General features: G+C 69.8%; 16 protein-coding genes and 1 pseudogene. 9 read left to right on the forward strand and 8 right to left on the reverse strand.

Annotation, left to right across the window (positions count from 1 at the left end; all coding sequences use genetic code 11):
* Nucleotides 1-260 precede the first annotated feature (260 nt).
* From VXC91_RS11865 to VXC91_RS11880, 4 genes are all read left to right on the forward strand, one after another.
* Nucleotides 261-1,538, forward strand: a complete 1,278-nt coding sequence (locus tag VXC91_RS11865) for an aspartate kinase (protein ID WP_329507089.1) — start codon at nucleotides 261-263, stop codon at nucleotides 1,536-1,538.
* Nucleotides 1,539-1,644: 106 nt separating this feature from the next.
* Nucleotides 1,645-2,712: an aspartate-semialdehyde dehydrogenase gene (locus VXC91_RS11870; RefSeq protein WP_329507090.1), complete on the forward strand. Its 1,068-nt coding sequence runs from the start codon at nucleotides 1,645-1,647 to the stop codon at nucleotides 2,710-2,712.
* Between the two features lie 549 nt (nucleotides 2,713-3,261).
* The gene (locus tag VXC91_RS11875; RefSeq protein WP_408057370.1) at nucleotides 3,262-3,930 is read left to right on the forward strand and encodes a SigE family RNA polymerase sigma factor; all 669 of its coding nucleotides are present in this window, start codon (nucleotides 3,262-3,264) and stop codon (nucleotides 3,928-3,930) included.
* Complete coding sequence (locus tag VXC91_RS11880; protein ID WP_329507091.1) at nucleotides 3,927-5,375, forward strand: hypothetical protein; 1,449 nt, start codon at nucleotides 3,927-3,929, stop codon at nucleotides 5,373-5,375. Before VXC91_RS11875 ends, VXC91_RS11880 begins: the two co-directional genes overlap by 4 nt.
* Nucleotides 5,376-5,505: 130 nt before the next feature.
* Here the strand turns inward: VXC91_RS11880 and VXC91_RS11885 are convergent, their stop codons facing one another.
* Together VXC91_RS11885 and VXC91_RS11890 are read right to left on the reverse strand one after the other, a co-directional pair.
* Nucleotides 5,506-6,420, reverse strand: coding sequence for an SURF1 family protein (locus VXC91_RS11885; RefSeq protein WP_329507092.1), 915 nt, complete (start codon nucleotides 6,418-6,420; stop codon nucleotides 5,506-5,508).
* Between the two features lie 233 nt (nucleotides 6,421-6,653).
* Complete coding sequence (locus VXC91_RS11890; RefSeq protein ID WP_329507093.1) at nucleotides 6,654-8,513, reverse strand: S9 family peptidase; 1,860 nt, start codon at nucleotides 8,511-8,513, stop codon at nucleotides 6,654-6,656.
* A gap of 348 nt (nucleotides 8,514-8,861) precedes the next feature.
* Here VXC91_RS11890 and VXC91_RS11895 point away from each other — a divergent pair, with 348 nt between their 5' ends.
* Nucleotides 8,862-9,236: a nuclear transport factor 2 family protein gene (locus VXC91_RS11895; protein WP_329507106.1), complete on the forward strand. Its 375-nt coding sequence runs from the start codon at nucleotides 8,862-8,864 to the stop codon at nucleotides 9,234-9,236.
* Between the two features lie 98 nt (nucleotides 9,237-9,334).
* Here VXC91_RS11895 and VXC91_RS11900 read toward each other — a convergent pair whose 3' ends face one another.
* Complete coding sequence (locus VXC91_RS11900) at nucleotides 9,335-11,275, reverse strand: NAD-binding protein (protein ID WP_329507107.1); 1,941 nt, start codon at nucleotides 11,273-11,275, stop codon at nucleotides 9,335-9,337.
* A 259-nt stretch (nucleotides 11,276-11,534) separates the two neighbouring features.
* Between VXC91_RS11900 and VXC91_RS11905 the strand changes: the two are divergent.
* The 3 genes and pseudogenes from VXC91_RS11905 to VXC91_RS11915 all read left to right on the forward strand — a co-directional run.
* Nucleotides 11,535-11,660, forward strand: a pseudogene (locus tag VXC91_RS11905) (sigma-70 family RNA polymerase sigma factor); the annotation flags it as partial.
* Nucleotides 11,661-12,142: 482 nt separating this feature from the next.
* Nucleotides 12,143-13,093 (forward strand): MIP/aquaporin family protein, encoded by a 951-nt coding sequence (locus VXC91_RS11910; RefSeq protein ID WP_329507094.1) that lies wholly within the window; start codon nucleotides 12,143-12,145, stop codon nucleotides 13,091-13,093.
* A gap of 331 nt (nucleotides 13,094-13,424) precedes the next feature.
* Nucleotides 13,425-14,774 carry a COG1361 family protein gene (locus tag VXC91_RS11915; RefSeq protein ID WP_329507095.1) on the forward strand — a complete coding sequence of 450 codons (1,350 nt, stop codon included), beginning with the start codon at nucleotides 13,425-13,427 and terminating at the stop codon, nucleotides 14,772-14,774.
* 199 nt (nucleotides 14,775-14,973) lie between these two features.
* On the opposite strand, the gene VXC91_RS11920 is transcribed toward VXC91_RS11915, so the two are convergent.
* The 4 genes from VXC91_RS11920 to VXC91_RS11935 form a co-directional block, all read right to left on the reverse strand.
* A complete protein-coding gene (locus VXC91_RS11920; RefSeq protein WP_329507096.1) occupies nucleotides 14,974-16,332 on the reverse strand; it encodes a PP2C family protein-serine/threonine phosphatase in 1,359 nt (452 codons plus the stop codon).
* 82 nt (nucleotides 16,333-16,414) lie between these two features.
* Nucleotides 16,415-16,630, reverse strand: a complete 216-nt coding sequence (locus VXC91_RS11925; RefSeq protein ID WP_329507097.1) for a tautomerase family protein — start codon at nucleotides 16,628-16,630, stop codon at nucleotides 16,415-16,417.
* 376 nt (nucleotides 16,631-17,006) lie between these two features.
* Nucleotides 17,007-17,711, reverse strand: a complete 705-nt coding sequence (locus VXC91_RS11930) for a class I SAM-dependent methyltransferase (protein ID WP_329507098.1) — start codon at nucleotides 17,709-17,711, stop codon at nucleotides 17,007-17,009.
* Between the two features lie 313 nt (nucleotides 17,712-18,024).
* Nucleotides 18,025-18,945, reverse strand: a complete 921-nt coding sequence (locus VXC91_RS11935; RefSeq protein WP_329507099.1) for an AEC family transporter — start codon at nucleotides 18,943-18,945, stop codon at nucleotides 18,025-18,027.
* 454 nt (nucleotides 18,946-19,399) lie between these two features.
* Between VXC91_RS11935 and wrbA the strand changes: the two genes are divergently transcribed.
* Nucleotides 19,400-20,020, forward strand: coding sequence for an NAD(P)H:quinone oxidoreductase (gene wrbA, locus VXC91_RS11940; protein WP_329507100.1), 621 nt, complete (start codon nucleotides 19,400-19,402; stop codon nucleotides 20,018-20,020).
* Between the two features lie 770 nt (nucleotides 20,021-20,790).
* On the opposite strand, the gene VXC91_RS11945 is transcribed toward wrbA, so the two are convergent.
* Nucleotides 20,791-21,582 (reverse strand): hypothetical protein, encoded by a 792-nt coding sequence (locus VXC91_RS11945; RefSeq protein WP_329507101.1) that lies wholly within the window; start codon nucleotides 21,580-21,582, stop codon nucleotides 20,791-20,793.
* Between the last annotated feature and the right edge of the window lie 184 nt (nucleotides 21,583-21,766).

A 21,766-nucleotide genomic window follows, 5' to 3' on the forward strand; every position in this document is an offset into this window, starting at 1 on the left:
ACGCGTGGCACTTTCCGAGTACGGGGCCAACGCCGGGGCAGATGCGCTGCTGGAGCGGCCGGAGTCGCGCGGTGCAGATCTGCGGTGAAAACCGCCGCAGGCCCGTCGTACGTCCGGAGAAGAACCGGGGTGATCCGGGGGTGAGCGAGACATCTCACCATGCGGTATCCCGGAAGGGGAATTCGGCCGCTCGATAGACTGAGCCGACCGCACCGGCAATGCGCAGGTGCGGAAAGAGACGGATTGAGCGAGGAGCGCACGTGGGCCTTGTCGTGCAGAAGTACGGAGGCTCCTCCGTAGCCGATGCCGAGGGCATCAAGCGCGTCGCCAAGCGGATTGTGGAAGCCAAGAAGAACGGCAACGATGTGGTTGTCGTGGTTTCCGCGATGGGCGACACGACGGACGAGCTGATCGATCTCGCCGAGCAGGTTTCCCCGATGCCTGCCGGGCGTGAGCTCGACATGCTGCTGACCGCCGGAGAGCGGATCTCCATGGCGCTGCTGGCCATGGCGATCAAGAACCTGGGTCGCAAGGCGCAGTCGTTCACCGGCAGCCAGGCAGGTGTCATCACCGACTCGGTCCACAACAAAGCCCGGATCATCGACGTTACGCCGGGCCGCATCCGTACCGCGCTGGACGAGGGCAACATCGCCATCGTTGCCGGTTTCCAGGGCGTCAGCCAGGACAAGAAGGACATCACGACCCTGGGTCGCGGTGGTTCCGACACAACCGCGGTTGCGCTGGCCGCCGCCCTCGACGCCGAGGTGTGCGAGATCTACACCGACGTCGACGGCGTGTTCACCGCGGACCCGCGTGTGGTGAAGAAGGCCCGGAAGATCGACTGGATCTCCTTCGAGGACATGCTGGAACTGGCCGCGTCCGGGTCCAAGGTGCTGCTCCACCGCTGTGTGGAGTACGCACGCCGTTACAACATCCCGATCCACGTCCGCTCCTCCTTCAGCGGGCTGCAGGGCACGTGGGTCAGCAGTGAGCCGATTCAGCAAGGGGACAAGAAGGTGGAGCAGGCCATCATCTCCGGTGTCGCGCACGACACCTCCGAGGCCAAGATCACGGTCGTCGGCGTGCCGGACAAGCCGGGCGAGGCCGCCTCGATCTTCCGCGCCATCGCCGACGCCGAGATCAACATCGACATGGTCGTGCAGAACGTGTCCGCGGCGGCGACCGGTCTCACGGACATCTCCTTCACCCTTCCGAAGACCGAGGGGCGCAAGGCGATCGGCGCCCTGGAGAAGGGCAAGACCGCGATCGGCTTCGACTCGCTGCGTTATGACGACCAGATCGGCAAGATCTCCCTCGTCGGCGCGGGCATGAAGACGAACCCGGGCGTCACGGCCTCCTTCTTCGAGGCGCTCAGCGACGCGGGCGTGAACATCGAACTGATCTCGACCTCCGAGATCCGCATCTCGGTCGTCACGCGCGCGGACGACGTCGCGGAGGCCGTCCGCGCGGTGCACACCGCGTTCGGTCTGGACTCCGAGAGCGACGAGGCCGTCGTCTACGGAGGCACCGGGCGATGACCGGCCTCCCCTGCGGGGGCGCGGAACGTACGGAGCCGTCAGGTCTTCCCGGCGGCGGGCCGTCGGCCGGTCCTCTTCGCGCCGGCCCGGGCCGGACGGACCGCCGATGACGGCGCGGACCGGGAAGCCGACACTCGCAGTCGTGGGAGCGACCGGTGCCGTCGGCATGGTCATGCTTCAGATCCTGTCCCAGCACGCGGACATCTGGGGTGAGATCCGTCTGATCGCCTCGCCGCGTTCGGCCGGCCGCAAGCTGGCCGTGCGCGGGGAAGAGGTCGAGGTGGTGGCGCTCAGTGAGGAGGCACTGTCCGGCGTCGACGTGGCGATGTTCGACGTGCCGGACGAGATCGCCGAGCGGTGGGCGCCGATCGCCGCGGCCCAGGGTGCGGTCGTGGTGGACAACTCGGGTGCCTTCCGGATGGACCCCGAGGTCCCCCTGGTCGTGCCCGAGGTCAATCCGCATGCCGCCCGGGTGCGTCCGCGCGGCATCATCGCCAACCCCAACTGCACGACCCTCTCGATGATCGTGGCCCTCGGCGCGCTGCATGCCGAGTTCGGGCTGCGCGAGCTGGTCGTCTCCTCGTACCAGGCCGTGAGTGGGGCGGGGCGTGCGGGCATCGACACGCTACGGCAGCAGTTGTCGCTGGTCGCGGGCACGGAACTGGGGACCAGCCCCGGTGACCTGCGGCGCGCGGTGGGCGACCACACGGGTCCTTTCCCGGAACCGGTCGCGCTGAACGTGGTTCCGTGGGCCGGGTCGCTGCGCGAGGACGGCTGGTCCTCGGAGGAGATGAAGGTCCGCGACGAGTCCCGCAAGATCCTCGGACTGCCGGAGCTGCGCGTGGCCGTCACCTGCGTGCGCGTGCCGGTGGTCACGGTCCACTCGTTGACGGTCCACGCCCGCTTCGAGGGCGAGGTCACGGTCGACCGGGCCCGCGAGATCCTCGACACCGCGCCCGGCGTGGTCCTCTGCGACAACCCGGCGGCGGGCGAGTTCCCCACACCCGCGGACGTGGTGGGCACGGACCCGACCTGGGTGGGCCGGGTGCGCCGCGCCCTGGACGATCCGACAGCCCTGGAACTGTTCGTGTGCGGCGACAATCTGCGCAAGGGCGCGGCCCTGAACACGGCGCAGATCGCGGAACTGGTGGCCACGGAGCTGGGGGCGTCGTAGGGGACTCGGGACGCCGTCCGCGCCGGGTTCGGATGCGGGGTGCGGCGTCCCGTTCGCGATGGCTACGGCGGGCCCCGGAGCCGGGTGGCCGACGCCTCGTTTCGCATCGCCTCTTGGTGTGGTTTGCCCGATGAATGACGCCCTCGGCGGGTGCCGTGTGACGCACGTGATACGGGCGTACGGCGGCAACGCCTGTCTGCAGGGCGGAAACCCCGTGGTCAAAGGCGGAATCGTTTGTAGGATCTATGTCGGTTCCGTGGTCCGGTCCTATGGTCCGGACCACTTGAATCCAAGTCTCCCGGCGTTCGAAGATTTCCCTCCCCGCCCCCGCAACCGCACACAGGGCGGGGAGCGTCTTTGCGGTCGCCCTTCGGGGGCCGAGCACCACCACACATGGGGCATAGGGGAAGAGCTGGTACGCATGGCACTTGACGCACGGTCCGGTGCGCTGGGGGGCAGACGCGAGAACACGCAGACGGGCGGGACGCCCGACGCAAACGTGATGTCTCTCGCGTACAACCCTGGCGGGGCGAGACGTGTCCAACAAGCGTGGCAGAGGTACTCGAATTCACCGTGGTACGGGCGAGGGGCACGGCCCTGCGTCCGCCCCGCCGCCCCCGCATGCCCGGTGCGCCCGGCGGCATGCCGGTGATCGCCCCCATGCCCGCAGCGCGGCCCACCCGCATTCCGAACCAGCGCGAGGGCGCTGACGAGACGACGGTCGTCGGCACCACGGTCGACCATCTGACCGAGACGTACCGCGCCCACTATCGCTCCCTCCTCGGCCTCGCGGCGCTTCTCCTCGACGACACCGCGTCCTGCGAGGACGTCGTCCAGGAGGCGTTCATTCGGGTCCACTCGGCACGCATGCGCGTCCGCGACCCGGAGAAGACGCTCGCGTACCTCCGCCAGACCGTTGTGAATCTTTCGCGCTCGGCGTTGCGCCGCCGCATCCTCGGGCTCAAGCTGCTGTCCAAGCCCATGCCCGACATGGCGAGCGCCGAGGAGGGCGCATACGACCAGCTGGAGCGCGATTCGCTGATCCGGGCGATGAAGGGACTCCAGCGCCGTCAGCGCGAGGTCTTGGTGCTGCGCTATTTCGCGGACATGACCGAAGCCCAGGTCGCGGAGACGCTGGGTATCTCGCTCGGGTCGGTGAAGGCGTACGGTTCGCGTGGGATAGCCGCGCTCCGTACCGCCATGGGGGCATCGGCATGAGCAAGTACGACGAGCGGCGCGGCGCCTCCGGGGGGTGTGACGCCCACGACCGCCACGAGCCCTATGAGTGGCATCAGCCGACCGACCGGACCGAGCCCCATGACGACGACCATGAACAGCATGCTGGGAACGGAACTGTGAACCACCGCCCCGAGGACCAGGACCGGCGCGAGGCCGGACCGGACCGCGCCGCTGTCGACGTGACCGCGGGCGATCGCTCCGCGTCCGGGCACGGTGGCGTCGACGGCGGGGATGACACGGGCGCCGCACGCCTTGGTGCGGAGCCCGAAAACTACGGTGCGGATGACGACGGCTTCGGTGCGGGGCGGGACCGGCTCATGGCGGCGCTCGACGGCCTTGGCCGCGATGACCTCGCAGCCCGCGGCTCCGCAAGCGCCCGGCTCGGTCCGGACGGCGCAGGAGCCGGGACCGGCCCCGAGGGGCCCGAGGCGGCGCCGGAGGGACTCGGTCCGGACGAACGGGCGCTGCGCCGGATGCTGCATCAGGCGGTGGGCGATATCGAGCCGCGCGACGGCGCGCTGGCGCATCTTCGGCGTGCGGTGCCCGCCCGGCGGGCCCGGAAGCGGCAGGCCGTGGTCGGAATGGCGGCCGCCGCACTGTTCATCGGCACGGCGATCCCCGCTCTCGCCCACGTCTCGGACGCCACCGGCTCCAACGCCGACCCCTCCATCGCCGGCCAGGCCTCGCAGGCCCAGGGCGGCACCTCTCAGGACAAGGGCCCGGACGGCGGTTCCAGTGGCGCCGCCGGGACCTCGGGCACCTCGAAGGACAAGGGCGGGAACGGTCAGAAGAACGAGGAGGACAAGGGCAAGGGCGTGGGCAGCGGGGCGACCGGTCACGTCGACCCGTCGTCCTCCGCGGAGAATGCGCCCGCATGCGCCGTGGAGCAGCTGGGCGACGCGACCGCCACCACGGCTGACCCGGACGCCACCGGCACGATCTACGGCACGTTCCGCGTCACCAACACCTCCACCACGAGCTGCACCGTCTCGGGCGCGGGCACCGTGACCACCGCCGCCGAGGGTTCCGCCGACCCGGCCAAGATCAGCGTGGTCGACCACGTCACCGGCGACGCGGCCACGGCTTTGCCCGACCCGACCCAGGAAGTCACCTCGGTGGTGCTCAAGCCCGGGACGGCGTACGACGTCAAGTTCGCCTGGGTCCCCTCGCAGACCTGCTCCACCACGGGCGGCGGCACCGGCGATCCGACCCCGGACCCGAGCCCCTCGGACACCGCAAGCACGGGCGGCGGCGGGGCCACCGTCGGCACGTCACCGCAACTGATGGCGGAGGACGGCGTGGCCGACGGCAGCGTAGCGGTCACCAACACCCCGGTGACCGGCTCCGGGACCTCCACGGCGACCATCCCGAACGCGTGTGCCGGTACGGTCTACCGCACGGGAATCCTGCTGCCGACCTCCTGAACCGGCGCGTCGGCCGACCGATCGTGACGGTGGGGACCGGTCGTGGCGATGCAGTCCGGTCGTGGTGGCCGGGCCGTCCGTCGGGTGGGCATTCATGCGGCGCACGGACGGGCTCGACCCAGGTCGAGTCTCACCCCTTGGCGGCGCGGGCCCTGCTCTCGCCGTCGGCTTCCCGGCTCACGGCCCCGTCGGTCACGGACTCCTCTGCCGAGGCCTCCTCCGCCGGGCCCTCGGCCGAACCGCCGTCCCCGGAGGCGGCCGCCCCGGAGTCCGGTCCTTCCGTTCCGTTCGTCACGAGCCCCAGCGCCGCGTCCCGCGCGTACTCGGCCTCGCGTCGCAGCAGCCGAAACCACATGAACACCGTGAATCCCCCGAAGACGAACCACTCGCCGGTGTAGCCCAGGTTCTGGAACGCCTTCAGATCCAGCCCGGTCCCCGCCGGCGCCGTCGCCGGTACCGTCTTCATCCCGTCGTCGGCCTTGTCGAGAGTGACCCAGGCGTCGTACACGTCGTACGGCACCAGGTTCACCAGCGACGCGGCGCTGATCGCGGCGGTCTGGCCGGCGGGCAGCCCACCGCCCGTGCCCACCCCGTTCGCCCCGGGGCTCTCCGACGCCTGCAGGGCCCCTGTGACGGTGACCTCGCCGGACGGTGCGGCCGGCGCCTTCGCGGCGTCTGCGTGACCCGGCAGCCAGCCCCGCACCACTGGCAGCGCCTCGCCGGAATCGGTCCGCAGCATGGCGAGCACGTAGAAGCCCTGCCTGCCGTCCAGCTCCCGGTCCGGCACCAGCAACTGCTTTCCGTACCGCCCGGTGGCCGTGGCCCGCATCCCGGATGTCTTCTTGTCCACGGGCAGCAGTTCGGCCAGCGGCCGGGGCGCCGCCTTCATGCCCGCCGCCACCTGCTCGGTCTGCGTCCGGTGGTCCTGGACCCGGGCATCGAACCGGCTCAACTGCCACGACCCCATGAAGATGCAGAAGGGGACGGCCAGCAGCACGAAGGCGTTGATCCCCCACCAGCGGGGCGTCAGCAGAAACCGGTACACGCCCTCAACGGTACGGTGCCACCCCCGCGGACCCGCCCGTGGGGCCCTCGGGAGCTGCCTGCCGCACCCGGGGAGCGGCCTTCGGCTCCCGGCGTACGGGGCACACGCGCATGCCCCGTAGGTCCGACCCGGCCTCGCACCTGCGGGTGCGCCGCCGGCCCGATGCACCGGCCCCCGTGACCGCGCAGCTCACCCCCGGGCCCGTGCCCCGGTCGTCGCGTCCTCGCCTTTCCTTACGCCGTCCCCAGATGCCGCGCCGCGAAGTCCAGCTCCAGCCGCACCTGCTTGATCCGCTCGTCGACCACCAGCGAGCCGTGTCCCGCGTCGTACCGGTACATCTCGTGCACCGCGTCCCGCGCGACGAGCCGGTCCACGTAGTTCTCGACCTGACGGATCGGGCACCGCGGGTCGTTCACCCCCGCCGAGATGTACACCGGTGCCTTCACCGCGTCGACATACGTGAGCGGCGACGAGGCCTCGAAGCGCTCCGGAACCTCCTCGGGCGTGCCCCCGAGCAGCGTCCGGTCCATCGCCTTCAGCGCCTCCATCTCGTCGTGGTACGCCGTGACGTAGTCGGCGACGGGGACCGCCGCGATGCCGATGGTCCACGCGTCCGGCTGCGTGCCGAGCCCGAGCAGCGTCAGGTAACCGCCCCACGAGCCGCCCGTCAGGACGAGCCGTTCGGGATCGGCGAGCCCGGACGACACCGCCCACTCCCGGACCGCTGCGATGTCCTCCAGTTCGATCAGCCCGACCCGGTGCTTGAGCGCATCCGTCCAATCACGCCCGTATCCCGTCGAACCCCGGTAGTTGACCCGCACCACCGCGTATCCGTGGTCCACCCAGGCCGCCGGGCCCGCCGCGAACGAGTCGCTGTCGTGCCAGGTCGGGCCGCCGTGGATGTCGAACACCGTCGGCAGCGGCCCGCTCGCCCCTGCGGGTTTCTGGACCAGGGCGTGGACGCGGCCACCGGGACCCTTCACCCAGACGTCCTCCACCGGCACCGACCCCGGCGACCTCATGCCGGGGGGATCCAGCACGACCCTGCCCGACGTCGAGCGCACCACCGGCGGCTCCGCCGCCGACGACCACAGGTACTCCACCGTCCCGTCGGGACGGGCCGTGGCCCCGGACACCGTGCCCGGAGGCGTCGGCACCCGCGCCAGCTCCCGCGTCGCCGGGTCGTAGCGGAACAGCTCGCTGCGCGCCTCGAAACTGTGCACGATCAGCAGCGCCGAACCGTCGGGATACCACTCGGCGGCCACGTCACCCGGCAGGTCCAGGCCCAGGTCCGTCTCCTCGCCCGAGGCGACGTCCCACACCATCGGCTCCCACCGGCCGCGCCGCTGGTGCCCGATCAGCAGGCGCGTGTCCCCGTCGACCGGTGCGAAGCCCAGCACCTCCAAGCCCAGCTCGACCGTGCCGCCCTTGGTGTCGTCCAGCTCCGCCAGGGTCGAACCGTCCTGCCGCAGCACGCGCAGCGCGGAATGCATCGCGTCGCCGTGCTCGGTGTGCTCGATGGCGATCAGCGCGCCGTCGTGCGAAAGGTCGCCCACCCCGGCCGATTCACGGTGCCGGTAGATCTCCGCCGGGTCCTGGCCGGCCCGTACGAGGTGGATGGTCGACCCGTCCTGGTCGGTCGAACGGCCCACGACCGCGGTGCGCCCGTCCCGCCCGATCGCCAGCCCGGCCGGGTACGAGGGCTCGAGCCCGGGAGCCGCCGGCACGTGGGCCCTGGAGCTCTCGCCGGCGCCGGAGTCCTCACCGGAGGCGCCGGGCGCGAACCGCTGGCGTCTCCAGATGCCGAACTCGTCCCCGTCCGTGTCGTCGAACCACCAGATCCACTCGCCGTCCGGCGAGAGCACGCCGTCCGTCGTTCCGTTCGCCCGGTCCGTGACCTGGCGCTGCTCGCCCGTGATCCGGTCCCACGCGTACAGCTCGTACGTCCCCGTCGCATTGGAGACGAACAGGGAACGCTGCGGTGCGTCCTCCGCCCAGTCGGGCAGCGACACCCGTGGCGCCCGGAAGCGCTTCTCCCAGTCCGGCATGTCCTCGCCGTGCACCGGCGAGCTGGACCCGTTGCTCTCAGTCATGGCCCCCATAGTGCCTGGCTCGGCGGACTTTGCGCGGGTGAGGTCCCCAGCCTGTGGAAAACTCGCCGGAAAAGCTTGTGACCAGCATGATCCGGACCTGCCGGTCGTGCCCCACAGCCGGCTCCGCTGCCGATCACGGGGCTTCGGGCCCGGCCGCGCGCCGTCCGTCGCCGCGGGCGCGGACGACGTGGCGCCCGCGTGCGAGGCGGGGGAGCAGGACCCGACGGGGTGCAGTGCAGGGACACGGCGGTGGACGACCTGACCGGCGCCTTGATCGTCCATGTCTGCCCCGCGCACGAGGCAGGGTCGATTGTCAGTGGCGGGATGCACACTCGCGACATGACTTCGATGACCGATCTGCGTAAGACCGTGGAGAGTTTCTGGGCCGCGGCGGAGGCCCGTGACTGGGACGCGTTCGCGGACACCCTGGCCGACGACGTCGTCTACACCCTGCCGCAGACGCGCGAACGCATCCGTGGGCGGGAAAGGTACGTCCGTTTCAACCGCGAGTACCCGGGCGACTGGCACCTGCGCGTCGAGCGCATTGTCGTCGAGCGCGAACAGGCCGCCACCTGGCTCCACTTCACGGTGGGCCTGGAGGCGATGCACGCCCTCACGTTCTTCACGGCCGACCAGGAGGGACACATAGCGACGGTGACGGACTTCTGGCCCGAGCCCTACGAGCCGCCGGCGGGTCGCGACCACCTGGTCGAGCGCTACTGACGGCTCCGTGCAGTCCGGGGGGCCTCTTCGCCGTCCTGCAGATCAGAGGAGGGCTCGCACACCCGTGCGTGAGCCGTCCCCGAAGCTCCGGGCGTCCCCTATCCTCCGGTCGTCTCGCGGCGCCTGCGGCCCAGGAGTTCGGCCAGGCCACGCCGCGTCGCCGCCAGGACCACCCGGTCCTCGGGGCGCAGGACGTAGGTGGGCGACAGGTCCCAGACCAGTCCTGGGGTGCGGGCCTGGGTGTCCGTCTCCGGGCCGGGCGGGCGGTCGCGCTCGCCGGGCGCCGAGGCGTCCCGGGCGAGCACACGCCACGCCCCCGCCCGGAACGCCTCGGCGACCGTCCGTCCCTCCAACTGCGGATGTCCCGCCACGCCCACTGTGGCGAACAGCAGTACCCGTCGCTCGACCGGGATCGCGCCCAGGATCTGCCGCCCCAGCATGGCTCCGGCGAATGCGGGCGCGGCCAGGTGCGACACGCTGCGGCTGCGGGTCAGGGCGTGCGGGTGAGCGGCCCGCAGCGTGCGGTAGACAGCGGTCGCGAAGTCGTCGTCGTACAGGCGCAGGACGACCCGCAGATCGGGCCGTACGGAGCGGGCGTACAGGACCGCCTCGAGGTTCGTGGTGTCGGCGCTGGTCAGCGCGAGCAGTGCGTGCGCCCGCTGGATCTTGGCGGCTTCGAGGACGCCTTCCTGCGTCACATCACCGAGCACGACGGGTACCCGCAGCCTGCGCGCCGTGGCCAGCCCGCGTGCGTCGGGATCGCCCTCGACGCACACCACGGGGATCTTCAGCTCGCGCAGCCGGATCATGACCCGTGTGCCGATCTTCCCGAGGCCGAGCAGCACCACGTGCCCCGACAACCCGCGCGGCGGCTTGCGCAGCGCGGACCCGTTGCGGAAGGTGCCGAGCGCCTCCAGCACGGCCGCCAGCAGCACGGGCAGCAGCAGCAATCCCACCAGCCCGGACAGCAGTTGCAGGATCTGCCGTCCGGTGGGCTGACCGATGGCCGGGTTGTTGATGGCGAAGAGGTCGAGGAGCGTCAAGTACGTGGCGCGCAGCGGGGGTTCGCCGGTGACGGCCATCGACGTGACCGCGAGCGCGACGACGCAGCCCACGAGCCCGGCGAACGACCAGCGCAGCCGCCGCGACAGCAGCGAGCCGAGTGGCACGGGGCCGCGCCCGGTGGACAGGGAGGGACCCGTGTACGAGACGGTCTCCAGGACGACGGTGCCACGCCCCGTGGCCTCCGCGACGGCCCTTTCGTCGGGCAGGAGCCGGGGTCCCTGCTCGCCGCTTTCCTCCGAACCGTCCGCTCCCGCAGGATCGTTGGTCGTCGCGGACAGCAGGGCCAGCGTGCAGAGCCCGGGGTCGGCGACCTGCCCGGGCCCGGGTGGTGGGCGCTCGACGGCCCGCAGCATCAGCCCGTCGGTCTGTACGACCTTGGTGGTGCCGGCGACCGCAGTCGCGGCCAGCGCGGGCGCGGCCGTGTCGGCGTCGGACAGGACGGTCGTGGACGCGTCGAACTCCTCCTCGCCGCCCGGTCCGCCCGAGGCCAGCGCCGCGGCCTGGTCGAGCAGCGCCTCGATGTGCTGCCCCAGCCGCCGGTTGTACAGCCGCAGCACGAGCCGCAGACGCGGGTTGATACGGCGGGCGGTGAGCGCGGCCCGGATGTTGGTCTCGTCGTCGTCGTAGACGAGCGCCAGAGCCGCGGCCCGGTCCACTCCGGCCTCGGCCAGGACGGCCTCGGAGACCTCGACGGCCTCCAACAGCCTTATGGAGCCCGGGGTTTCCGTCGTACGGCCGCCCATGGCGGTAGCGCGGGCGACCATACCGCTTCCATGACCGTTGCCGGTTCCCGCCGCGCGTGTGACGGCGGCCGAGACCCGGTCGAGCAGCCCCGAAGCCCGGGCGCGCCCCACGACCGGCTGACGGGCGACTCGTTCGGAGGGCGAAACGACGAGCGTCACCTGTTCGGCGTACACACCGCGCAACTCGGCGGCCAACCGGTGCGCGAGCCCGTCGTCGCCGCAGACCACCATGTGCGCGACGGGGTCACCCGACCCGTTCTGTTGCGGAACGCCTGCCACGGTGAGAAAGACTGCCCTGGCGATGGTGTTGGTTCCACACCGGTTCGGGATGCGACGCACAGTCTCGAGGGGCGGCGCGCCCAGTCCGGAAGGACACCAGGTGATCACTCGTGCTGTGTCACGCTTTCCGTGAGGAAAGCCGTGCCATGCGATCGAGCGACGACTCGATCACCGCTTGGGCGCTTGCCGCCCGCTGCGCCGACGCCGACGCCTGTCCCGGGCGGAGGCCGCTGTACTGAGCGGCTGCCCCGTCGGCACGGTCCGCTCCCGTGTGGCCCGTACCCGCGCCACACTCCTCGACCTGCTCATCGAGACGGACCCCGCACCGGCGGCCTGAAGCGCTTGACAAGGAGGGTGCCTGCGGCGGCCGCACTCGGTGGTGGTCCCCGCGGGCCGAGCGTGTGACGGCGTCGTCGGCCGGGCCTTTGGCTGCGGGGCGCGTGGCAGGAGGGAACCGCCCGACCCACTTGTGCGCCGTCCCGTGGAAGGCGCTGATCGGTGATGAGCGAGGCAGCAGCCCATGCGTCATACTCGTGTGTGTGCCTCGACCGTGATCACGGATGGGAGCGTGCGTTCGAAATCGGTCGCACATCGCCGCCCAGGGCCGGAGGAAGGCGGCGGCCGCAGGGGCTCGCGGGAGTGCGTGAGCCGCCCGTGCCCCGTTACAGCCGGTGCGGAATGTCCACTCGCACATCATTCGTCCCACCAAGTCCGGACGAGCCATGCCCCGGCAAGGGAGCGAGGCAGTCCGTAGCGGCGGGGGGCGCTCGGCGGCCGGAGGAGCCGTCACCGGCCGGACCCGTCCCTGAGGGGGCCATCATGGCTGTGGAAATTCCGCCGCTGATCCGACCCTCCCGGCTCAGGCGCCGAGGGGGTCTGCTCGGCGAGTGCCTCGCAGAATTCCTGGGGACGTTCGTCCTCATCTCCTTCGGGTGCGGAGTAGGGGCCGTGGCCGTAGCCGCGCTGCCGGGATCGGGGCGTACGGCGGGACCCACCACCATCTTCGTCGGCGCCGGTGACTGGCTGCTGATCACATGGGGCTGGGCCATGGCTGTGACCTTCGGCGTCTATGTGGCCGGAGGCGTCAGCGGCGCACACATCAATCCGGCGGTCACGCTGGCCTTCGCGGTGCGTCGCCGGTTCCCCTGGCCCAAGGTCGTGCCCTACATGTTCGCGCAGCTGGTCGGCGCGTTCGCCGGGGCTGCACTGGTGTACGGCGTCTACCACGACGCGATCCACGCCTTCGACAGTGCCATGGAAGGGCCGAAGACCGACGGACACACCCTCGCGACCTTCTCGATCTTCGGAACGTTCCCGGCGCCGTACTTCCACGGAGGCGTCTGGGGGCCGCTGGTGGACCAGATCGTCGGCACCGCGTTTCTGGTCATGTTCATCGTGGCGGTCGTCGACCTGCGGAACACGGCGGTGAAGGCCAACCTCGGCCCCCTGGTGATCGGCCTCGTGGTCGCCGCCGTCGGCATGTCGTACGGCGCGAACGCCGGCTATGCCGTCAACCCTGCAAGGGACTTCGGGCCGCGCCTGTTCACCTGGGTGGCGGGTTGGCAGGAGCTCGCTCTCCCCGGCACCTTGTCCGGCTCCTTCAGCGACTACTTCTGGATTCCCATCGTCGGGCCTCTCGTCGGAGGTGTGATCGGAGTTCTCGTCTATGACCTGTTCATCGGCGATGTCCTGCACATCCGGTCGCAGTCGGCCGAACCTCCGCAGGCCGGTCTGACCCGTTCGGTGACGAGCACGGACGACGGGGAGTGACGGGCGAGGGGGGCGGATGGCCGACGGCGCAGTGCATCGCGCGTCGGCCACTCCGTCCTGTTCGGAGATCCGGCCCGGCGGGACGATACGGGCCCGTGACGATCGGTGCCTGGATCGGTGGAACCGGACTCCGGCCGGCGTCGACCCTGGCCGAGTTGGCCGTGGGGTTCTCCAGGGGGCACATGGTGTGGTCACCGCTGAGCCCCAGGTGGGCGAGGCCCAAGCTTCCTCCCGCCCGACCCCTGCAACCTTCCGTCTCGGCGCGTCGTCCAATTCGTGTCCGGTACTGATCACTGTGCCGGGGTCTCTTCTGTCCCATCTGGGGGATGTCATGAGTTCTGTCTCCGTCGGGCGTGTGCTGCGTCGCGGGGCCTGTGCCGGAGCCGTGGGGGCGTTGGTCGTAGCCGGTCTGGGGAGCGGGGTCGTCTTCGCCGACGACCAGCCGCAGAGCGATCAGCTGTGGATCCAGGCGCCGTACGAGCAGTCGATCATCGTCGCTCCGGACGGCGGTGCGGCGCAGTACCGGTCGCTGGCGCTCGGTCTTTACCACGACAACGACAACTTCACCGTGACCGACGGTCGCCTGACCGTCGACATCTCCGGGCTCGCCGGGGTCGCCGAGGTGGCCTGGCCCGACAACTGCACGCCGAACGACGCCGGCACCGTCGCCGTGTGCGACACCGGCGACGTGCCGACCCGCTACAGCGCGCAGGTGCAGCTGAAGGTGCGGGCCACCGCCGGCGCCCCCGTGGGAGCGCAGGGTGCGATCGAGTACTCCGCCGAGGCCACCGGCGGACCCGACGGCACGCTCGTGGCCCCGGAGGGCTCCGCGGAGACCTTCGTCACCGTCGGCTCCGGCCCGGACCTCGGCATCAGCGCCCCGCAGGATGTCACCGACGTCGCGCCCGGCACCAGCCTCACCGTGCCGTTCTCCGTCACCAACACCGGCAACGAGACCGCCCATGGCTTCAGCGTGAGGATGTGGGCGACGTACGGCCTCGACGTCGTCACCCGCTACCCGCAGTGCACCTACACCGGGCCGGACGACGGCGGTGAGTACACACCCATGACGTACGCGACCTGCTCCTTCGACACCGACGTCGCGCCCGGCGCGACCGTTGAGCTGCCGGAGCCGCTGCGGCTCGCCGTCACCGACCACGCGCTGTACGACCGGTTCGACTACGAGGTCCAGCCCGGCGGCGACGCCACCGACCTCGACGGCTCGGACAACGGCCGCTCCTGGCACATCGACACCGACAACACCGCCGACTTCGCCGTGCGCGGCACCGAGGTGAGCGGCGCGGCCGGCGACACCGTCACCGCCGCCTTCCGCTTCGTCAACCGCGGTCCGGCCTGGGTCGGCAACGTCAGCTCCGGCGACCCGGCCGCCGTGATCGACTTCTACCTCCCGGAGGGCACCACTGCCACGTCCGTGCCCGACACCTGCCGCAACGCCTGGACGTCCGGCGATGACCCGGCCATCGGCCACTACGCGTGCACACTGCCGATGTGGGCCAAGCCGGACCTGAAGGTCAGCTTCCCGTTCCAGCTGCGCATCGACCGCGTCGTCCCCGATGCGACGGGCCGCGTCGTCGCCCGGCCCTACTACGGCACGTCCTTCGCCTTCGACCCGAACAGCAAGAACAACTCGGCCAAGGTGGTCGTCAACCCGTCCGCCTGACAGCGGTGAGGGGGCGGGCCCGTGGCTCGCCCTCCTTCCGTCCCCGACCTGCTGCGACGGTCCGCCGACGCCCGCGGTTGTCGGCCGCTGTGCGTCGGCGTTGTCACGCGGTTGGACACGCACGTCTGCCGCAAGGCATGGGCCGTATGCCTCTGCTGTACAGCAACGACCGCCGTTCGTCGGTGACTGTCACCGGCCTTCAACGCTGTGCTGTCGCTGAGTTGGGAGCCGGAGATGCCTGCGGAGGTCGCAGGGCGAGGACGGCGAGGTCGTCGCGTCCATCGCCGCTGGGATGCCCCTCGGTCAAGGCCTGCACGAACGCGCGCAGTGGCCGCTCCGCGTGCTCCGCAGCGAGAGCGAGCAGGCGTTCCAAGCCGACGTCGATGGGTTGCCGGGGGCACTCGATCAGCCCGTCGGTGAAGAGGACCACGGTAGAGCCGGCCGGTACGGGGTGGGTGTGGTCACGGCGTGGCACCGTGATGTCGACGCCAAGGGGCAGGTCCGAGTCGACGGAAAGATATCGAGCTTGCCCATCGGGGGTGATGAGCATGGGCGGACAGTGACCGGCCGAACTCCACCGCAGTGTCCAGATGGCGGGCGCTTCCGGCTCCAGCCGGGCCAGGCAAGCGGTCGTGACAGGGGTGTCCGTGATCGCCTGAAGGGCTCGATCAAGTCGGGCCAGGATGCTGCTGGGAGGCGAGTCGCTGTCGTACAGGAACGCCCGGAGCATATGCCGTGTCTGCGACATCGCGGCGGCTGCGTGGATGTCATGGCCGAGAACGTCGCCGATGACCGCTGCGCAGGTGTCTTCGGACACCAGGAGAGCGTCGTACCAGTCACCGCCGAGAAGGCTCGGCGTAGGGGCGGGACGGTAGACGGCCGCAGCCTCGAAGGGGTACAGGTCCGGCAGGCGCGGTACCAGCAGTCGCTGGAACTCCTCGGCGCGAAGCCTGAGTTGCCGAAACAGGCGAGCGTCGTCGATGGCCAGACCGGCCGCGCCCGCAAGGGCGACGATCATGGTTTGGTCTCGGACGCTGAAGGGGGATCCGTCGAAGCGATCGGCGACATACAGGTCTCCGTAGATCTCACCACGGATGTGAATCGGCACTCCGAGCAGGGAGTGCATCTCCGGGTGGCCGGGAGGAAAGCCGACCGAGTCCGGGTGCTCCGAGATGTCGTCCACACGCAGCGGCACGGGATCGTGGATCAGATGCCCCAGCAACCCGCGCCCCTCGGGAAAAGAGAGTCCCTGGATGTCCGCGAGTTGCTGCTTGCTCAGGCCGACCGCAATGAACTCGGCCAGGCCGCCGTTTTCCCCTCGGTCCGTGTCCAGTACCCCCATCGCGCCGTACCGCGCGCCGACGAGATCCATGGCGGTCATCACGATCTTGCGCAACACGGCCTGCAGATCCACGTCGCGGCTGAGGGCTGCTTCGAACAAACCGTGCAGCCGCTCCTGCACACGGGCGAGCAGGACGAGTTGGTCCGCGATCTGCTCCAATTGGGCAGCCAGGCCGACCACGGGCGTCGGAGGCTGTTCGCTCTCGTTCTCCGTCACCCGACTCTCACCCTCCTGGCCCCCCGGATGCGGAGGCCGTCGCGCGGTGCGAGCCCACGAGGAAACCCGGGACCGGACGGCGTCAACCCTTTGACAATGCCTGGACGCCTTCCGTGGTCACCGGTTTGCCGGCAATTCCCCAGGCTCCACTTTGCACTTCCCTGAATGTCACGACAACGACGCTCCGGATACGCTCTCCCACTGTCTCCGCAAGGGCGTCGGTAAGTTTGGCGATTGCTCCTTGCTTTTGACGTTCACCATAAACGCCTTCAGTGGCCTTGACTTGGATGAGCGACACCGAAGCCTCCGTTGAGCTGAGACATGAGATGCTCAGTTCAGCTTAGAAGGGCGCCTATGGGGTCACAAATGGATCAAGTGCGCCGGCGCACGGCCATGGCACATGGTCCTGCCCCAGACACAGAGTCCGCCTGCTCGCGCTGATGCTTGATGTTCTCGGAAATCCTGCTGAGGACCGACCGTATAGCAACGGCTTACACATGGAGCCGAGTTTTCGGGCGGGTTCGGCCGGAGCCCACGCGGAAAGGCGCTGTTCAGCAGACAGTTCGCCGTGCGGCTTGCGTCACCCACATCTGAGCTGCTCCTTCGTCAACTCGAGCGGCGCAAGCGGTCTGTCGCTCGCCGCACGATGTCCGCCGCAGGCCGGCAACTGATTCTCAGCCGGCGCTCTTCGTAGCCACGCCCGTGATCAGCGGCCGAACAATCGGGGGCATCCCGCGCCACGACGCCTGCATCAGGTTTTCGAGCTCCAGCCCGCACGTCCGGATCAGCTCATCGTTGGCTCGGTTGCAGTGGCAGCCATCCGCGAACCGACGCCACGGGACCGCGAGGCGGTCTTGCCAAGAGGCGAGTCGCGGGGACCGAGAACGGACGTGCTCGAGGAACAGCAGCCGACCACCGGGGCGCAACACACGCTCGATCTCTCGCACCGCCAGATCGGGTGACTCGACGGTGCACAACACGAGCGTCGAGACGACCGTGTCCACCGTGTCGTCCGCGAACGGCAGCCGCTCCGCCGGCACGTCGAGCACACGCGCCCGACGCCGACTGCGACGCAACCGCCGCGTCAGTCGAGCACGCATCGCGGCCCCGGGTTCGGTGAGGATCAGCTCGTCGAGGTCGCCAGGGTAGTAGCGCAGATTCAGGCCGGTGCCGCTGCCGAGCTCCACCGTGCGCCCCCTCGCACGGCCGAGCAGATCCTGTCGAAGCGCGCCCAGGGTGACCCTCTCGCCCAACCACAGGAGCGGGTCGTACACAACAGCGAACACCCGCGCCCACGGATCCGAGCCCTGTGTCGGTGTCCGCCGTACGGTGCCACTCTCCACAGGCTCGACCGTACGTCGGCGACGTTCGTCCCGCATGTCCAGTTCGTCGCGGGTGGCGGGCAGGACGTACGGATCGGCTTCGCGTGCCTGCTCATGCTCCCCGGCGTGCCGTTGCGAATATCGCTGAAGAGGCTGTTTCGGTGGGCGCCTGCCACGATCCCCGGCAAGTGCCGGTCTGTCGCTCGTTCGCGGCGGCCATCGCCCTTGCAGTGCTGCTGATGCGGCTCACCCGATCGAGCACATGGCCTGAGGGTGGCGGCGCGTCGCCGACGCGATGCGACGGGTCGTCGTGCACCCGCCTCGTGCGAGATACGTCTTCGAGCGGGATCCGGAGCGACCGACACTGCTGTCAACCCAGCAGAGTCGCGACCACCACCAACACCGGCACCGAAAGCACCGTGGACAGCAGAATCGCCTCCCTGGCGAGCGCCTCGCCCACCCCGTACGTGCCGGCGTACGTGTAGAGGTTCTGCGCGGCCGGCAGTGCCGAGGTCACCGTGACGTCGAGCAGTGGCGCTCCGTGCAACCCGAAGACGGTGCTCGCCAGAGCCCAGGCGGCGACCGGCTGGCCCGCCGCCTTCAGGGCCACGGCGAGGAACACAGGGTGGCGGTCCCGGCCGCGGCCGGGCAGGGCGCTGCCGCGCAGGGAGATGCCGAAGGCGAGCAGGACCGCCGGGACCGACATGTTGCCGATGAGGGTGATGGGGTCCATGACCGGACCGGGGACGTGGAGGCCGGTCGCCGAGACCAGGACACCGCTCAGCGAGCCCACCGCGATCGGATTGCGCAACGGCGTCAGGAGGCGCCGCCACCACGGGCCCTTCTCGCCCATGCCGGAGAGGTCGAGGATCGTCAGGGCGATGGGGGTCACCATGACGACCTGGAAGAGCAGCACCGGGGCCACCAGGGACGCGTCGCCCAGGACGTACACGGCGATGGGGATGCCGAGGTTGCCGGAGTTGACGTAACTGGAGCACAGGGCGCCGATGGTGGTGTTGCCCACGCCCCAGTGGCGCACAACACCGACCGCGACGAAGGCGCCTGCCGCCGCGGCCGTGCTCATCGCCGTCACCAGCAGCCGGCTGGAGAAGATCACAGACAGGTCGGCGTGGGCGAGCGTGGTGAACAGCAGGGCGGGGGACGCCACGTGGAAGGCCAGCTTGGTCAGCACCTCCTGGCCGTACTCGCCGAGATGCCCGCCGCGGCCGAGGACATAACCGACGGCGATGACGACCGCGATGACCGCGAATCCGCTCAACACCCCCTGCACGGCGACTCCTTCGCGGACCGGAGGCCGTCGGGTATCCAGGGCGGTGCTGATCCTGAGGATCCATGGTGCATGCAGCCAACCCTCCGGGGAGGGGCGAGCCGGGTCAATGTGATGTTCGTTGCCCCGGCCGGCAGGCTCCGCTCAATGAGTGGTATCCGCCTGCGTGGTCTACCGGACGTAGGCGCCGCGACTCTCTCAGACCACTTCTGACGTGCTCTTTCTTGATCGGCCCGCCCCCAGTGAAGATCCCCCGTCCTGAAGTCGCCGGTCGCTGGTGTGGGTCCTTGATCGCGGCCGTCCCCGAAGCTCCAGAAACTTGTTTTCTGTTCAACTTTATTGTTGAATGTAAAACGACCTGGCCCTGACCGGCCGACGCCCGTAGATGCCCGGGCCTGTCGAAGTCCCAGGTCGATCGCGCAACTCCTATCTCCACAACCTCATTGGGAGTACTGACATGAGTGAAGCCGCCCGCGTCGCGGTCATCTACTACTCGGCCACCGGATCCGTGCGGAAGCTTGCCGAGGCAGTCGCCGAAGGGGCAGCCAAGGATGGCGCCGAGGTCCGGCTGCGCAGGGTTGCCGAGCTGGCGCCGGAAGCAGCCATCAACAGCAACCCGACCTGGGCCCAGAACCACCGTGACTCGCAGCAGATCCCCGAGGCGACCCTCGACGACCTGGAGTGGGCGGACGCAGTGGTCTTCGGCTCGCCGACCCGCTTCGGCCTGCCTGCCGCGCAGCTGAAGCAGTTCCTCGACCTCACCGGTCCCCTGTGGGCCCAGGGCAAGCTGGCGAACAAGGTGTACTCGTCGTTCGCTTCGGCCGCCAACGTGCACGGCGGTCAGGAGAGCACCATCCTGGCGCTGAACAACACCTTCTATCACTGGGGTGGCCTCATCGTCTCGACCGGTTACACCGACCCGCTGCTGTTCCAGGCCGGTGGCAACCCTTACGGCCCCTCGCACGCCTCCAACAACGGTGCCGATCTGCCCGACGAGGCCCGCCTCGAAGCGGCGCGGTACCTGGGGCGCCGGGTCAACCACATCGCCGCGGCCCTCCGGCCGGGCGGCTCGCTCTGATCCGCACACTGCCTCCCCGCGGTCTTCGCCCATGAGGTGGTGAGCTCCGCAGCACAAGCCGACACGACAGGCTCGGGCGTCCTCATCCGCTGGTGGTTCGGCAGTAGGCAGCCGCTACCCCATACGAGGGGTGAGCCCGGTGCAACCATGCGGCGACGCTTGCAGGGACTCTCCAGCCGGTTCATTCCGGAGCGGCCCTCGTGGCACGTATGCAGCACCGAGTCGCAAGAGCTTCCGCTTTTCGGGTCGCGCCCTGACGGGGAGTGACCTGATGATGCGGCGGGCAGATCAGCGAGTTGGTGCGGCCGGCATGCAAGCACCCCCGTCGAGGATCATCGGCGGGGGTGCATGCTCTGCAGGGCGGTGCTGGCCGGGACCGGGTCGAACCGGTCACCTTCCAGGTCGTCGGTGTGCGTTTCACCTGGACGCCAGGAATCACCCACCACGCAGCCGGTGATTCGCCCTTGCAGCCCGACCAGCCTCGTGGCTGGTCAGCGAATGAACCATGCGTCCCAGGCCGATGACCCGGCGCCGATGACGGCCGTGAGCAAACGGCAGGGCTGGTGCTTGACGGTCAGGCGCACTCCTCCGGCACACAACTCGAATTACGGTGCGCTCCTGACCTCGCGAACGTGTTTGGTCCGGCTCATGAAGTCCCTTCCGGGATGTGGGCATGCGGAACCAGAGCCGGATGAGGTGACCGGAGGCAGATCCGCCCGTGCAGCCTGGCCGGGCGAGCATTGCTCGACCAAGTGGCGTGGAGCTCAGAGTCAATGCGCGCTCTCGTAGCGAGCGACGTTCTTCGAAACCTTCTTGAGCAGCGGCTCCAGGCGGTCGACGAGCTGCTGATAGTCGCTCGCCCGGCCGTCCGACCACTGGGCCAGCCCGACTACCATGGCCCGGCCCTGCCCCGTGAAGGACTGCACCATCCCGCTGTCGGCCGGCAGGGTGCGCAGGCCCGATCCGGGCGGTGGGGCTTGCGCGGCCACCTCGTAGTCATCGAAGGCCATGGTCAGCTGGGTCACCAGCTTCACCGTGTCCTGTGGATCCTTCATCGTGAAGACGGCCAGGTTGAACTGGTTGTTTTGCGCGTCCTTGTAGAGCGCGATCTCCTCGCCGACGCAGCCCTTGCTTTCGGCGATCATGGCGGCCAGGTTCGGTCCGACCGAATCGGGCTCGGTGCAGGACTTCATCATGGCCGTACCCAGCTTGGTGAAAGCGCCGGTACTGTCTCCCACTCGAGCCGGGAACGCCTCGGTCAGCGGGATCACCGGCCGCGCTGCGGCAGTGGTCATCGGAGAGACCCCGGGCGCGGGGGCGGAAGCTGTCGACTCAGGTGCGGCAGCTTCGTCGGACGAGGAGCTCGCGGGCCTCAGCAAGAGGAAAGCCGCTGCCGCCGCCAGTACCGCTGACGCGGCAACCCACGGCCACACCCGCTTCCGCGCGGGGGCAGAGGCTTCCTTCAGAGCGGCACCCCGAGCGAAGTCGTCGCTGAGGACCACGTTCCACTTGTCGTCGTCTCGGCGGTCGTGACCCGCGGGCATATTGTCGTTCATCGGCACGATGGAACCGTAATGATCAGCGCGTCCGAGCTGAGTACGGACAGGTCACAGGATGATTACCATCCGGCTGGCCCGGTTTCCCGGCGGCATTTGGCGGTCGTTGTGGGGCGAGCCGAGGCCAGGCGCTCAGCCATCGGCCGCGTCGGCTTGCGTTTGCCGTCCAGCATCAGCCCGCGCACATGCA

The organism is Streptomyces chiangmaiensis (assembly GCF_036281785.1).
GTDB lineage: Bacteria > Actinomycetota > Actinomycetes > Streptomycetales > Streptomycetaceae > Streptomyces > Streptomyces chiangmaiensis.